Origin of the sequence: Dysgonomonas hofstadii, from assembly GCF_014196915.1 — a bacterium.
Lineage (GTDB): Bacteria > Bacteroidota > Bacteroidia > Bacteroidales > Dysgonomonadaceae > Dysgonomonas > Dysgonomonas hofstadii.
This window is the reverse complement of sequence record NZ_JACIEP010000016.1, coordinates 60,621-75,211: the sequence shown is the minus strand read 5'-3', so window position 1 is coordinate 75,211 and position 14,591 is coordinate 60,621. Positions and strand designations below refer to the sequence as shown.

At 39.4% G+C, this 14,591-nt stretch carries 15 protein-coding genes; all 15 read right to left on the bottom strand.

What is annotated here, in order from left to right; translation table 11 throughout:
* Window positions 1-9: 9 nt before the first annotated feature.
* Window positions 10-858, bottom strand: a complete 849-nt coding sequence (locus GGR21_RS17585; protein WP_183308550.1) for a hypothetical protein — start codon at window positions 856-858, stop codon at window positions 10-12.
* A 31-nt stretch (window positions 859-889) separates the two neighbouring features.
* The gene (locus GGR21_RS17580) at window positions 890-2,149 is read right to left on the bottom strand and encodes an outer membrane beta-barrel protein (RefSeq protein WP_183308549.1); all 1,260 of its coding nucleotides are present in this window, start codon (window positions 2,147-2,149) and stop codon (window positions 890-892) included.
* 2 nt (window positions 2,150-2,151) lie between these two features.
* The gene (locus tag GGR21_RS17575; protein WP_183308548.1) at window positions 2,152-2,700 is read right to left on the bottom strand and encodes an RNA polymerase sigma factor; all 549 of its coding nucleotides are present in this window, start codon (window positions 2,698-2,700) and stop codon (window positions 2,152-2,154) included.
* A gap of 131 nt (window positions 2,701-2,831) precedes the next feature.
* The gene (locus GGR21_RS17570; RefSeq protein ID WP_183308547.1) at window positions 2,832-3,251 is read right to left on the bottom strand and encodes an ExbD/TolR family protein; all 420 of its coding nucleotides are present in this window, start codon (window positions 3,249-3,251) and stop codon (window positions 2,832-2,834) included.
* A 28-nt stretch (window positions 3,252-3,279) separates the two neighbouring features.
* The gene (locus GGR21_RS17565) at window positions 3,280-3,990 is read right to left on the bottom strand and encodes a MotA/TolQ/ExbB proton channel family protein (RefSeq protein WP_183308546.1); all 711 of its coding nucleotides are present in this window, start codon (window positions 3,988-3,990) and stop codon (window positions 3,280-3,282) included.
* An 87-nt stretch (window positions 3,991-4,077) separates the two neighbouring features.
* On the bottom strand, window positions 4,078-5,502 hold the full coding sequence (locus GGR21_RS17560) for an NADH-quinone oxidoreductase subunit N (RefSeq protein WP_183308545.1): 1,425 nt from the start codon (window positions 5,500-5,502) through the stop codon (window positions 4,078-4,080).
* A gap of 40 nt (window positions 5,503-5,542) precedes the next feature.
* Entirely contained in the window at window positions 5,543-7,021 is a 1,479-nt protein-coding gene (locus GGR21_RS17555; RefSeq protein ID WP_183308544.1) for a complex I subunit 4 family protein, read from the bottom strand.
* 23 nt (window positions 7,022-7,044) lie between these two features.
* The gene (gene nuoL, locus GGR21_RS17550; RefSeq protein WP_183308543.1) at window positions 7,045-8,979 is read right to left on the bottom strand and encodes an NADH-quinone oxidoreductase subunit L; all 1,935 of its coding nucleotides are present in this window, start codon (window positions 8,977-8,979) and stop codon (window positions 7,045-7,047) included.
* A 21-nt stretch (window positions 8,980-9,000) separates the two neighbouring features.
* On the bottom strand, window positions 9,001-9,345 hold the full coding sequence (nuoK, locus tag GGR21_RS17545; protein ID WP_183308542.1) for an NADH-quinone oxidoreductase subunit NuoK: 345 nt from the start codon (window positions 9,343-9,345) through the stop codon (window positions 9,001-9,003).
* 15 nt (window positions 9,346-9,360) lie between these two features.
* Window positions 9,361-9,864, bottom strand: a complete 504-nt coding sequence (locus GGR21_RS17540) for an NADH-quinone oxidoreductase subunit J family protein (RefSeq protein WP_183308541.1) — start codon at window positions 9,862-9,864, stop codon at window positions 9,361-9,363.
* 28 nt (window positions 9,865-9,892) lie between these two features.
* Entirely contained in the window at window positions 9,893-10,603 is a 711-nt protein-coding gene (locus GGR21_RS17535; RefSeq protein ID WP_183308540.1) for a 4Fe-4S binding protein, read from the bottom strand.
* Between the two features lie 110 nt (window positions 10,604-10,713).
* Entirely contained in the window at window positions 10,714-11,820 is a 1,107-nt protein-coding gene (gene nuoH / locus GGR21_RS17530) for an NADH-quinone oxidoreductase subunit NuoH (RefSeq protein WP_183308539.1), read from the bottom strand.
* 33 nt (window positions 11,821-11,853) lie between these two features.
* Window positions 11,854-13,485, bottom strand: coding sequence for an NADH-quinone oxidoreductase subunit D (locus GGR21_RS17525; protein ID WP_183308538.1), 1,632 nt, complete (start codon window positions 13,483-13,485; stop codon window positions 11,854-11,856).
* A gap of 21 nt (window positions 13,486-13,506) precedes the next feature.
* Entirely contained in the window at window positions 13,507-14,091 is a 585-nt protein-coding gene (locus GGR21_RS17520) for an NADH-quinone oxidoreductase subunit B (protein WP_183308537.1), read from the bottom strand.
* Window positions 14,082-14,435 carry an NADH-quinone oxidoreductase subunit A gene (locus tag GGR21_RS17515; protein ID WP_183308536.1) on the bottom strand — a complete coding sequence of 118 codons (354 nt, stop codon included), beginning with the start codon at window positions 14,433-14,435 and terminating at the stop codon, window positions 14,082-14,084. The genes GGR21_RS17520 and GGR21_RS17515 overlap by 10 nt, the downstream gene beginning before the upstream one ends.
* Window positions 14,436-14,591 lie beyond the last annotated feature (156 nt).

Here is a 14,591-nt window from a genome sequence, read left to right as displayed (position 1 = left end):
ATAATCAATTTAGTTTGATGTATTATAATAAAGGAAGAATGAGCTATTGCTGTCACCAACCCATGCCGAATCTCCGGTTGGATAGAACTTAGCAGTAGGAGGAGTAGTTGTTGTCGCTGGAGTCACATACCTGAATTTAACAGCGACGTAAGCTTCTCCTGCATCGTTATATTTCGGAGTATAGTTACGCAGGGAACTAAGGTTACCAACAGACTCATAATCTTTAGTCTTGGTTGTTCCTGAACCTGACCCATCAATTTTTGTAAATCTCACGTCAATAACAATCTTATTCTCGCTAAAGCCTATTGCTTCACCTTTCTCATTAACCTGATTATCACGGTCAAAATAGAAATAAGCTTTAACCTGATCATCGTCTTTTCTGTTAGGAACTGAATATCTAAACAACCAACGATCTCCAAAAACCTCTTTAGCCGGATAATATTCCCTCAATTCCAAAGAATTAACCTGGATAGTATCGCTCTGTTCTTCTTCAATACCCGGATAAGCTTCGCCCGGTTCTCCCAGTTCAGTAACGTAAAGGCTTTTCTGTGAAATAGGGCCATCATCAAGAACATTGATATATTCAGCCGGATATGTACCGGAAGAGCTTTGAGTAGATGTTATTTTAAAAGAGATATAATAACATTGACCATCAGTCAGATTAGTCATTCCAGTAGCATCCTGAGTTCTTATATAGCCTACATTAGTAGAAGCAACTTTAATATAATTTGCATCCGTAGTTATATAAGCAAAAGATCTATCAGACTGAAAAGAACTGTCTCCATCGCCGAGACACGAGGTCATCAAAAGTGCAGCACAAGACAAGCTGCCAATAAGTTTCATCAAAGATACTTTCATTTTATTTCTATTGTTTTTATTTAGAAGAATATTAAAAATCAAACTTAATACCAAGATTCAGATTCAACTGGGTCTTTTTATCTGAATAAATAGTTCGATACTGGTTCTCTGCATCAAAATAATAAGCTCCGCCAATGGCTCCGTATAAATAGAGTTTCCTATACAATGGATAAGTAACACCAAGTGTAGAAAAGACTGAGAATTGAGGATTCGACTGTTTAACAGACTGGTTTATGTAGTATGGTTCTGAATAGAAAATGTCTTTAGCTATTTCAGTTTCTGTGATGTCAGACATCAAGAAATTCATATTACTTACATATTTCCCACTTATATCTTTTTGTATCATAGCGCCAAGAGAAAGATAAAATCTAGTCTTACCAAGTTCATAAAAAGTATAATTTACCGACAACGGCACTCCCAGATAATTAAAGGTTTGTGTCTCGTTGAGATTGAACTTACTATTCGATCTTACTTTAGACGACAAGCGGGTATATATCAATCCTGTTTCCAGTGATAGACGTGGTGATATCTGCTTGCTTACTGTCACTCCAAATGATATTGGCAATTTATGCTCCATCTCGAATTCACTGTTCTCTTCTTTCAACAATTTATTAAACAGTTCACTTCTGTCCTTATGTGAGAACAACAAATCACCACCTCTTTCGGTTATATTTTCTGTAAACAGATTGGCATCAGCCTTTAATCCTAATGAGATCCCGTGGGATACTTTCTTTTTCGGCAATTCCGCAGTTGGTTTTAGCACCAGAGGTCCATCCACAACCACAACTTGCTTGATCACCTCTTTTGGTGGCTCTTCTGTCACTTCGGAAGTATCAACGGCGACAACCACAGGTTCTTCTTCCACTACAGGCTCAATATCTTCCTGTTTGTATACCGGTGCTTCGGCTTTTACAATCATTGGTTCTACAGGTAATACTATTTTTCCCGTATCTGGTCGTTCTACAAATGGCACTTGCGGTTCTTCTGTCACAATGTTTTTGCTATCTATTACTATTCTTTCTTCTTTACCATCAGGAATAAACAAAATCCCTGTGGCGATAGCAGCAGCTAATCCGATTATTACGGCAACTACTTTTATTATTGATGCATTTCCTGATGAAGAAGCTGCATTACCTGTCGAAGAATTTGCAGAATTCGCATCAGCGGATGGTGTCAGCGGATCAGACAAAAGCTGATCCAGCCCACCCCATACGGACGCAGGCACCTCTGGCTCAAAGTTTCCTAACTTTGAGGAGAATAGATCCTTTATTTTGTCTTTTTCCACTTCCATCTTTACGATCTCTGTTTTATATATTGCTTCACCTTCTCTTGTAAGATCTGTCTTGCCCTTACATACTGAGAACGTGATGTACCTTCACTTATACCTAACATCTCTGCGATTTCTTTATGGGAATAATCCTCTATCGCATATAAGTTGAAAACCGTAGAATAACCTCTTGGGAGCTCCTGTACCATTTTTATCAATTCAGTTTCTGATATTTTATACATCTGCTCATCTTCCGTAGAGTCGTCGACTACATCCGGAAGATTTTGAATATCATCAGAACTTTGAATAATTGATTTTTTCTTTCTTAAGTTTTCTAAAGCTAGGTTAATAAAAATACGCTTAAGCCAGCCCTCAAATGAACCGCGATCCTGAAATGTTTCGATACTGGCAAATACCTTCATGAATCCATCCTGCAACAAATCTTGTGCAGCATCTGCATCAGAACTATAACGCAAACAAATGCTATACATCTTACGAGCATACTTCTCGTATAGCATTTTTTGAGCTTCACGCTTTTGTTCCTTACAGCCTGCTATAATTTGCAGTTCATTCATACTGGTCAAGCTTCATTTAAGAGATGCATCTTTTGTAGAAATGTTGCATGCATCTCATACTTATTTCATTAACTATTTGCATTTTTTTTGTAAATAATCAACGAATCTTTTCTTATATTATTTTAATTTATTTATTCCGGTTTTTGAGTAAAAAGCACCATTTTAACCTGAAGTTTATTACCTATATCAATCACATCCACTACATCCTGCAAAGAAAGTGACCTGTCAGCTTGCAAGAGGACATTCATCTCCACATCAGGACTTTTTTTCTTTTCCTCTTCTAAAGTTGTAGCTAGAACAGATTCTATCTGATCTTTCGCAATTTCCTTATCGTTGATATAATATCTTAAATCCTGTGTAATTATCAGGTTAATATTCTTTTTAGTCACTACTTTTTCCGAAGTCGCGGCATTTGGTAATAATACCCGTATTGCTGCCGGTGTTACCATTGTCGATATAATAAGAAAAAACAACAGTAGAAAGAACATTATATCATTCAATGAGGCAGTATACACCTCGGCTGTCCTTGCTTTTCTCCGTGCTATTTTCATATCTTCAATTCTTTTCCTTATCTATATATTAAGCTGCATCTACCACACCTTTCTTACAGGCACGGATAGCTTTAAGCACTTCGTTCGACTCCTTATCTATGTTTACCACTACTTTATCTATCCGTCCATTCAACAAGTAATAACCTGTATATGCTACAATACCGACCAGGAGCCCGGCTCCCGAACAGATCATCTTTTGATAGAGCCCTGTAGAAATGGTGTCTATAGCCAAATCGTTTGTCCGTGCTATATCGTAAAATATTTTTATCACTCCGAATATTGTTCCTAAAAACCCGAGCATAGGGGCAATTGATGCTGTAATACCCAGCCAGTTCATCTGGTTTTCCAGTACACTTATTTGTTGACGGGCTTCTATTTCCATAGCCTCCTGTATTTCGTTGTCCTCCTTATCAAATTCTTTCAGACCTGCGGCTATTACTTTTGCCGAAGCATAAGGACGTTCTATACAAAATTTCAAAGCTTTGTCTATTTTGTTTTCATGCACAAGTTCAATCACCCTTGACAGCCAGACAGAATCTTTTTTCCCCAGGCGGTTTATGATAAGCCATTTATTTATTATGACATAAATGGCCAATAATGATAAAAGGAAAATAGGCAACAGAATCCATCCTCCTTTCATTACAAGACTTAAATAACTTTCCTCAGGAGCTGTTTGTACAACTTGATCAGCAACCTCAACAACAGGCTCTACTGTTTGTAGTAATATCAATAGATTCATAGATACTATGCATATTTATTATAATAAATTCGATGAAAGTCCAAAGATAAGGCTTCCATCGAATTTATATTTACTATTTAATAATATTTAATATATACCAAAACTTACACTGTTAATATACTCATAGAAACAGCTTATCATACCAACAACAAATATACCTACCATAGAGAGTATAAGTGACGTCTTGAGATAGCCGTCAGTAGCAACAGTTTCTATTGGTGAATTGTTCTTGTTAATAAACATTGCTTTTACAACAAGCAGGTAATAGTACAATGCAATCACTGTATTCAGAAATGCCAAAAATACAAGTAATATCTGTCCTTGTTCCATAGCAGCTGTAAAGACGAACAATTTACTAAAGAATCCTGCCGCAAACGGAATACCTCCAAGTGAGAACATAGCGATCATCATAGCTAAGGCTAATTTCGGATTTGTTTTATATAATCCGTTATAGTCATCCATATTCACTTTTCCGGTCTTATCTTCAATGGCAGATATCACACCAAATGCAGCCAGGTTGGAAAACACATATACAAATATGTAGAATACAGTTGCAGCCATACCCAGTTTTGTACCGGTGAATACACTCAGCATAATATATCCCGCCTGAGATATGGATGAGAAAGCCAGGAAGCGTTTCATATTCTTCTGACGAAGTGCGAATAAGTTACCAACTGTAATTGTCACAAGAATAACTATCCATAATATACTTTTCCATGTATCTGCCAGCGCAGGGAATACTTTGTAAAGGATAGCCATCAGGGCAAACACAGCCGCTCCTTTGGATATTGTAGACAGGTATAAAGTAACTGTCGTAGGCGCACCCTGGTATGTATCTGGAGCCCAAAGGTGAAACGGCACCAATGATATTTTGAAAAACAATCCCGAAAGAATGAATATCATAGCCATAATTACCAACGGAGTGGAATATATATTAGCTGCAATATCTGTATAGTAAAGAGTACCGCATGCCCCGTAAAGGAATGACAGTCCGAAAACCATTACTCCTGACGAGAAAATGGCATTGAATATATATTTTGCTCCGGCTTCAGCCGATTCGTGTTTGTATTTATTGAAAGCTACTAATGCCGCGATTGGCAATGAAGCTGTTTCGAGACCAATATAGAACAATAGGAAGTTACCAGCTGAGATCATCAGATACATACCCATTAAAGTCAGAACAGTGAGCATAAAGAATTCCCCACGCTTGTATATTGTCTCCGGTTTGTTCAACCAGGCATTTCCTTGTAGCATAATAAGAAAAACACCTATATTCAGAACATTCTTAACAGTCAGATATACCGGCCCTGTTACATACATGCCTGCAAAAGAAGCTCCATTATCTTTGAAGAAGAAGCAAACGACTGTGTGTATCAGAAATAGAGTACATGCCACCGGAAAATAATATTTCTTAGCGCCTTCTGAAGCAAACAAGTCGTAGAAAATAAGTAAGAGGAACACTACGATGAGTGATAACTCGTGCTTCATCAATAAATAATTACTCAAATCCATTTTATATCTTAAATTTCAATGTTTACAATCGTATTCTTACTTATTTTATATATGTCAGACTGGAACTTATCAAATCTGAAATCCAACCAGGGAACATACCCATACCTGCCACACAAATGATCAACGCTGCGGTTGCCAGTCTTTCGTGCCATACTGCATCAGTCAGTTCAAGGTGATGTGGATCCTGTACCGGTCCGTACAATATCTTACCCACGACTTTCAATATATAAACTGCTGTTACAACAATTGAAGATATGGCAATAATAGTAAATACACGGTGGAACATGTCACTATGCTCAAACGATCCCACAAAGATGGTCATCTCGGCAACGAATCCACTCAATCCCGGGAGACCAAGTGAAGCCAAACCGGCAATCACATAACAAACACTAAGGAATGGTAGAATTTTCATCAAACCTCCCATCTCACGTATATCACGTGTATGTGTACGTCCATATATCATCCCGATCAGAGCAAAGAATAGGGCTGTCATCAGACCGTGGGAAAGCATTTGCATTACCGCCCCTGTCATTGCTGTCTTATTCATCATAAGAATAGCGAACAATACAAGACCACAGTGACTAACTGATGAATATGCATTAATATACTTCAGGTCTGTTTGAGATATTGCTCCTAAAGCTCCATATATCACACTTATACCTGTGAGTATGATAAATATCCATGATAATTCATCTGCTGCTTCCGGCATTAAACGCATTGCTATACGGAAACACCCGTATCCCCCCAGTTTCATTAGCACTCCGGCGTGGAGCATCGATACTGCTGTAGGCGCCGATGCGTGACCGTCAGGCGACCATGTATGAAATGGGAAAAGCGCTCCTAACACACCAAAACCGACAAACGTCAATGGGAATATCCAATATTGTTCTGATAACGGAATCGCCGCATTTTGTGCTATTTCAAGTATATTCCATGTAAATGCGCCTGTAGTGGAAGAATTGAAGTATATCCCCAGTATTCCCACAAACAGGAATGCCGACCCCCCCATCAACATTAGTGTAAGTTTCATTGCCGAATATTCTTTCCGTCCTGTACCCCATAGCCCGATAAGCAGATACATTGGTATCAAGGCTATTTCGTAGAAGAAAAACATGGTAAACATATCCAGTGAAATAAAGAACCCATAAACTCCTATAGAAAGAAGTGTCAGCCACATAAAGAAATCTCTAGGTAGAGGATCCATATTCCATGATGCAAATGTGCCTGTGAATATAATAATCGCAGTAAGCAGAATCATAAGGACTGAAATACCATCCACACCTATAGAGTAATGGATATTCAGCGATTCGAACCATACTTTATCATAAGTGAATAACATTTCGGCTGTATTCCCGGCTCCACGTTCCTGATAGAACATGAATAATAATACCAAAGCCAAAGCCATTTCTATGACTGCACCGATAACGGCAACAGTACGAACATACTTGATGTCACGGTTAAAAAGAAACGCGATCAACATCAAAACAGGAACCAGAATAAATAATGAAAGAAAAGTCATCTTCTTATATTTTAATCTATATCTTATTTACAAACAAAACATATCAACCATCCGGCAAAACCTACTACCAGGATCAAAGCCCCTACAAGATATGCCAATGCATATTGCTGGATATATCCCGACTGGAAATTTTTGATCGTCCTTGAAGCCGACTGGGTTACATAAGCCAGTGAATCCATAAATCCGTCTACATATTTCTTATCAAACCATGCAATTGGTTTGGATATACGTTTGAATATGATGCTACGCGTAACAAACAACCATAATTCGTCGAAATAGAATTTATGTAATGCCCATGTATATAATGTATTGATAGAACCAGTAATCTTATCTGGTATATCATTTTTCTTATAGTATAATCTAAATGCTATCCCCATACCTATTAGTGAGATAACCACACTGGTTATAGCTACCTGCCAGTTCAAGTGAGCATGATAAGGCTCATGGTCGGAAGTTATGAATTCACCAAAAGGAACAAATCCCGATCCGAATGCAAACACGGCCAATATGATCAATGGAATTGCCATCGCAGGCCCTGCTTCGTGTGGTTCGTGATGATAATGCTTCTTTTCGTAGAAGAATATCCGTAAGAAGAGACGGGACATATAGAATGCTGTCAATCCAGCGGATACTGATAATATTACATAAATAGGGAAATTATGTTCCATTGCAGCAGCAAGTATTTCATCTTTACTCCAGAATCCTGAGAAAGGAGGAATACCCGCTATTGCCAGCCATGCTATACCAAATGTAATCGCCGTAATAGGCAATTTCTTCGCAAGGCCTCCCATATCGCCCATTTCGTTGCTATGAACGGCATGAATGATTGCTCCGGCGCAAAGGAATAACAACGCTTTGAAGAACGCGTGTGTGAATAGATGGAACATACCCGCCATATATCCTAATCCTTCGTGTCCGCCGAACTTGGAAACCCCGAGAGAGGTTAACATGAAAGCAATCTGAGATATGGTAGAAAATGCCAGCACACGTTTTATATCGGTCTGAGTACAAGCCACCACAGCAGCGAAGAGTGCTGTTATAGCTCCTACCCAAGCAATAAGATCTAGCACATAAGGAGTTACCACATATACAGGGAAAAGACGTGCCACAAGAAATACCCCGGCAACAACCATCGTTGCGGCATGGATAAGGGCAGACGCAGGAGTAGGACCTTCCATCGCATCGGGCAACCAAATGTGGAACGGCATCATTGCCGATTTACCCGCACCTCCCATAAATATCAGGATCATAGCCCATGAAAGTACTGAAAGGCCGATAAACGATGAGCCCTGCATTGTAGCAATAAATGGAGAACTTTGATCGGTAATCGCCGTAAAATCGAATGTTCCTGAAAAATATGATAGTAATAATATACCTACAAGGAAAAAGAAGTCGGCAAAACGTGTAACAATAAACGCCTTTTTAGAGGCAGCCACAGCCGACGGTTTTACATAATAGAAACTGATGAGCAGGAATGACGATACCCCAACAAGCTCCCAGAAAATGTACATCTGAAAAATATTGGTAGCCATTACCAATCCTAACATAGCAAAACTAAATAACGAAAGAAATGCATAATAGCGTTGGAATCCTTTTTCGCCATGCATGTAACCTAAGCTGTAAATATGCACCATCAACGATACAGTCGTAATCACGACAAGCATCATCACCGAAATAGGATCGAGATAGATACCTAAGTCTATATGTAGCATATCAGTAAAACGCAGCCATGTAAAAGCCGTGTGGAATGTCTGATAAACGCCATCTACCTGGCCTACTACAAAGAAATACTGATAGGCTGTCATATAAGCCAGCACAGTCATTATACCTAACGAGATTGTTCCTAATATACCCGCTACTACAGGCTTCATAAATTTGCCACCCAGTCCGATAATAAGAAACATAATAACCGGAAGAGCCATTATCAGCGTCGGATATGTGAAATTAATTTGTTCCATACTTTCTATCTGTTTCCTTGCTTAGTTTTTCATTTCGGTTATATTCTCATCTATATATATGCTCTTCACATTGCGGTATATATTGATAATAATGGCTATTGCCACAGCGGTTTCAGCCGCCGCTATTCCTATCGCGAACAATGTGAAGAAGAAGCCTTCCATCTGTCCCGGATACAGGTAACGGTTGAACACCACGAAATTGAGGTCTGCCGCATTCAGCATAAGCTCCATAGAGATCAGAACCATCAACATATTCTTACGTGACAGAAATCCGTAAACCCCGGCAAAGAACATGACCGTACTAACGACCAGATATCCTTCGATAGGTACCGGCCCTGATAAAAAATCTATTATTAATTCGCCCATAATATATCTTTCTTTTTATCTTTTTCTAGCAATCATTATACCTCCGATAATACAAGCCAACAGCAAAATACTGATCGCCTCGAATGGCAACAGGTATTGATATTTATCTGTCCCCATCATTGCCATACCTATATCCTGCATATGCAATTCTTCTTTTGTGACATAAGTATAGAACCTATCCACATTGTAGAATATGATGTGACCGCAAATAGCCAGTCCGGCTAATGAAGCCAGTGCTGCAATAAACATACGTCCGGGTTTCTCAAACTTAACGTCCCGCCCCGGTTCGTTCGTCAGCAAGATGGCGAAGATAAACAGTACCATTACCCCTCCTGCGTAAACAGCTATCTGCACAGCCATAAGGAAATGATAATTCAATAACAGATATAAGCCTGCCGTGCCCAGAAGGACGAAGAGCAAAAATGTTGCCGAGCGGATAATTTTTTGTGTAGTAACTGCCATAATAGAGCAGAAAACGATTATCGCTGCTAAAACGTAAAATATAATTTGTTCTGCCATAATCTATTGATTATCGTATATTGTTTATTTAGTTTTCTTCTTTTGCCGGATTACCGTCACTCATCGGTAACTTCGATGCAGGAACTGTATCTGTCGTCACGTCTTTTGGATAATTCTTTTCCGGATGAATACCACTATTATCTTTTATATCACCTGCCGGAATTGGTTCCGATGGAGTTTGCGGCACACCTTCCGGTGCTGTTTTATCTCCATGTATTTCTTTTTCGGCTTTTGCGACAGGCTTATCAGTCAATACCGGTTTCACATCCTTTTTCTTTTCACGTAGTTTCGATCCTTCGTGATTCAATTGTTGTACCAGTTTAGCACGGGTAAACAGTGAGTTTTCGAATGTGTTGGCAAACATGATGGCATCCGATGGACAAGTGATCACACACAGGTTACAGAATGTACACATTCCTAAATCATAGATATAACGGTCGAGAATTTTCTTTTTCTTTCCGTCTTCTGTTTCTATCGATTTGGATATTACCTGTATTGTTCCGTTCGGACAATTCATCTGACAGATACCACAAGCCGTACAGGCATGTTCATTGCTATCGTCATGAGGCATTATCAACTCACCCCGGAAACGATCCGGTATAACAAGGGTTGCCCTGTTCTCGGGGTATTGCTCCGTAACCTTCTTAGTCCAGAGTTCACCCCATGTGACCCTCATCCCTGTAAGCAGGGATCTGATACCTCCAAATAAACCTGAAAAATATTCTGATACTGAACTCATTTTCTTATCCTCTATAATTTAGCAAGGTCGCAGACCTTTTTATTTCTTTTGTTAGTATAACAGCTAAAGTAGTTATGATTTAAATATATCGTTAAATACTTTTCCGTTACTTATTTTAAAGTCCAACCCAATAAAACCATGATCACCATTAATAATATGTTCACCATATTGATCGGCAACAGATATTTCCATTCCAGATTCAACAGCTGGTCGATACGCAAACGAGGGAATGTCCATCTTACCCATAAGCTAAGGAATACAAGAACACTTGCTTTTCCGAAAAACCAGATATATGATGGTATATAATTCATTATTTGGTTAAAACCATCCCAACCTTCAACCTGAATAGGCATCCAGCCGCCCAGGAATACAGTCGTGGCAATACCAGCCACAATGAACATATTCAAATATTCAGCCAGATAGAAAAATCCGAATTGAAGCCCGGAATACTCGGTATGATATCCGGCAGTCAATTCCGACTCAGCTTCCGGTAAGTCGAAAGGACCACGGTTTGTTTCGGCATGACCAGAAATCAGATAGATAATAAAAGCTATAACCGCAGGAACATGTCCGGCTATAAGATTCCACTGGTGGATATATGCCTGACCCTGTATTATTTGTGAGAAGCTCATTGTACCCGAAAGTACTACAGCAGTCATCAGTGCAAATCCGGCGGAAAGCTCATAACTTATAAACTGCGCACCGCTTCGCATCGCACCGATCATCGAATATTTATTGTTACTGGACCATCCGGCAAGGAGTACCCCGATGATACCTAATGAAGACACAGCTATCACATAAAATACACCGATATTAAAATCTACTGCTTGTAATCCCTGTCCGAAAGGTAATGCACCGAATGTAAGCATAGAAGCCACAATCATAAAGAACGGAGCGGTAAAGAAAAGGAAACGGTCCGATTTTTTGACATGGATAATCTCCTTTATCAGGATCTTTACCATGTCGGCAACACTCTGTATAAGCCCATATTTACCAACACGATTCGGGCCTAAACGAGCCTGAAAGAAAGCGGTAATTTTACGCTCTACATAAATCAGAATCAAGGCTAATACGGCATACAAAAGCAGCAACGCCACTCCGATGAGTACAAACTCAATAGCCAAAACCGCCCATGTAGGTAGGTTCTCTGTTAAAAACGCATCGAATTGTTTTAACAAACCTACTACCTCTAAAGGTCGTGAATAGTTTAGCAACATATATCCTTTATATTGATAAAATAATTAATCTTATTAACGGTCGATATCAGGAATCACATAGTCCATAGATCCCCCGATTCCTATAAAGTCTGAAATCTTTTCATTCTTACAGATCAATGGCATTACCGATACGGCAGCCATAGACGGAGAACGGAATTTCAGACGGTAAGGTGTTTTATCTCCTTTGCTGTTGATGTATACACCAAACTCGCCTCGTCCGGCTTCAACCCGCTGATAATATTCTCCTTCAGGAAGTTTAATAATCGCTTTTGTTTTAGCTAAGAAATCTCCTTCCGGTATATTATCTATAAGTTGTTCTATGATCTTCAATGATTCCTCTATTTCATCCAGACGATTCAGGTAACGGTCAAAAGCATCGTTATTTGTACGGATGATTTCCTTAAATTCCACTTTATCATAAAGCGCATAAGGAGCATGTTTACGAATGTCACAAGAAAAACCTGACGCACGTCCGGCGGGCCCTGTAACCGCATAAGAAATCGCATCTTCTCTTGTAAGAAGACCTAAATTTTTCATACGCCCAACAGCGATTACGTTACCAGTGAACAGCCTGTTATATTCATCCAGTGCTTTACGCATAACAGGAATAAAAGTTTTAACATCCGACTGGAAATCAGGTTGTATATCGAACATTACACCACCGATCACATTGTAGTTGATAATCAGACGGCCACCCGTGTTTTTCTCGAATATTTTAAGGATATCTTCACGTTCACGCATACCATAGATAAAGGCAGTGGTAGAACCTAAGTCCATACACATCGTACCCCATGCCACAAGGTGAGAATCGATACGATTCAACTCATCCATGATGGTACGTATATATTGCGCTCTTTCGGGAATTTCTATCTGTGCTGCTTTTTCAACACACATACAAAGTCCGTGACGATTTATATTAGCAGAAAGATAATCAAGACGGTCTGTAAAGTGTAGAATCTGAGGGTAGGTTAGTTTTTCACTTAACTTCTCTATTCCTCTGTGGATATATCCGCTGTGAACATCAATTTTTTTAACGATCTCACCATCAAGGGCTACACGGAAGTGCATCACACCGTGAGTTGAAGGATGTTGCGGACCTATATTGATTATATAGTCATCTTTTTCAAAGATGTCTACATTTTCTTCTTTCAGATTTCCGTTTGCATCCTCCATAATGCGGGGAGCAATGTCTATTATGTCGCGACTTTCTTTCGAGACGGCATTCAACACCGGATTTGCATCATAATCTTTTCTCAAAGGGAAGCCAACCCAATCGGCATTAAGGAAGAAACGACGCATATCAGGATTGTTTATAAAACGTATTCCTAACATTGCATATGCCTCCCTTTCGTTGTAGTGAGCTGTTTCGTAAATATCAGTAACAGTATATAACAATGGATTTTCCCTGTCCGCAGTCCCGGTCTTAACGGCTACTTCCACAGAAAGATCTTTCGATGAAGCAAGAAGATAAATAACTCCCAGCTTTTCGCCCCAGTCCATTCCGGTCATCATAGCAAGATAGTCGAACGGAAACTCAGCGTAATTGCGGAGGGCTTTTACCAACGTACGGAGTTTATCAGGTTCTACAGTAACCGATAGCGGAGTAGTCTCTTCGATAACAGCTTCGGGAACAGCTTCTAATATTACCTTTTTTATATTTTCCATTAGTTTTATACAGTATTATCCTTACTTATCTCTCTTTATATTCTTATGCCCTTTACGGAACATAAAACGCTCTACTTTTATCTTGCGCTGCAACTGCATCAGCCCGTAAAACAGAGCCTCGGGACGCGGAGGACATCCGGGAACGTATACATCTACAGGTAAGATTTCATCGATACCTTTTACCACATGATACGAATCCACAAAAGGACCTCCCGAAATAGCACAACTTCCCATTGCAATTACATATTTTGGCTCGGCCATCTGGTCATATACACGTCTCAGAAGCGGAGCCATTTTGTGCACAATAGTACCTGCCACAACCATTGTATCGGCCTGTCGCGGACTATTTCGTGTAACCTCCATACCAAAACGAGCCAGATCGTAACGAGCGGCAGCCGAAGCCATAAATTCGATACCACAACAACTGGTAGCGAAAGCCAATGGCCAGACAGAGTTGGAACGTCCCCAGTTGATAAGCTGATCCAATGCCCCAACAACAACAGGAACTCCACCTTCGTTTAGTTCCTTTATATAATCTTCCAGATATTCATTATCCTTGAATTCTTCGGAAGGAATACCCTTAATATATACTTTCTTTATTTCCATTTCAAAGCCCCTTTCTTCCAGGCATAGGCTAAGCCCAGGCCTAATATTAAGATGAAAAATAATATACAATATAATCCCGGCCAGCCCAATTGCCTTACGACCGTAGCCCACGGAAACAGGAATATTGTTTCCACATCGAACATCAGGTAAAGGATAGCATAAAGATAGTATCCCACCTTAAACTGCATCCATGATGTACCATGAGTAGGAACACCACATTCGTATGGTTCCTCTTTTTGCGCATTAAATGATTTCGGCGAAAGTAATAAGGCCATGCCAAGACCGGCTACGACCAACGTAATTCCCGTTAAAAGAACGACTAAAAAAAGAGCAGAAGTACTCATATTTTTACTTTAATATTATGACTTTTCTATCAATTGTCATCAGTTTTCAATAGTATTATGGCATTTTGCTACAAACCATAAATAAAAGCTTTTGTAGAGCCCGTTTGACAATCGGCGCAAAATTAGTCTTTTATTTTATAAAAGCAAAAAAATAGT

Coding starts and splice junctions, on each gene's coding strand:
- GGR21_RS17515 (WP_183308536.1), bottom strand. CDS start 14,435: ATGAGTACTTCTGCTCTTTTTTTAGTCGTTCTTTTAACGGGAATTACG.
- GGR21_RS17520 (WP_183308537.1), bottom strand. CDS start 14,091: ATGGAAATAAAGAAAGTATATATTAAGGGTATTCCTTCCGAAGAATTC.
- GGR21_RS17555 (WP_183308544.1), bottom strand. CDS start 7,021: ATGACTTTTCTTTCATTATTTATTCTGGTTCCTGTTTTGATGTTGATC.
- GGR21_RS17585 (WP_183308550.1), bottom strand. CDS start 858: ATGAAAGTATCTTTGATGAAACTTATTGGCAGCTTGTCTTGTGCTGCA.
- GGR21_RS17570 (WP_183308547.1), bottom strand. CDS start 3,251: ATGAAAATAGCACGGAGAAAAGCAAGGACAGCCGAGGTGTATACTGCC.
- GGR21_RS17525 (WP_183308538.1), bottom strand. CDS start 13,485: ATGGAAAATATAAAAAAGGTAATATTAGAAGCTGTTCCCGAAGCTGTT.
- GGR21_RS17560 (WP_183308545.1), bottom strand. CDS start 5,502: ATGGATTTGAGTAATTATTTATTGATGAAGCACGAGTTATCACTCATC.
- GGR21_RS17580 (WP_183308549.1), bottom strand. CDS start 2,149: ATGGAAGTGGAAAAAGACAAAATAAAGGATCTATTCTCCTCAAAGTTA.
- nuoK (WP_183308542.1), bottom strand. CDS start 9,345: ATGGGCGAATTAATAATAGATTTTTTATCAGGGCCGGTACCTATCGAA.
- nuoH (WP_183308539.1), bottom strand. CDS start 11,820: ATGTTGCTAAACTATTCACGACCTTTAGAGGTAGTAGGTTTGTTAAAA.
- GGR21_RS17575 (WP_183308548.1), bottom strand. CDS start 2,700: ATGAATGAACTGCAAATTATAGCAGGCTGTAAGGAACAAAAGCGTGAA.
- GGR21_RS17540 (WP_183308541.1), bottom strand. CDS start 9,864: ATGGCAGAACAAATTATATTTTACGTTTTAGCAGCGATAATCGTTTTC.
- nuoL (WP_183308543.1), bottom strand. CDS start 8,979: ATGGAACAAATTAATTTCACATATCCGACGCTGATAATGGCTCTTCCG.
- GGR21_RS17535 (WP_183308540.1), bottom strand. CDS start 10,603: ATGAGTTCAGTATCAGAATATTTTTCAGGTTTATTTGGAGGTATCAGA.
- GGR21_RS17565 (WP_183308546.1), bottom strand. CDS start 3,990: ATGAATCTATTGATATTACTACAAACAGTAGAGCCTGTTGTTGAGGTT.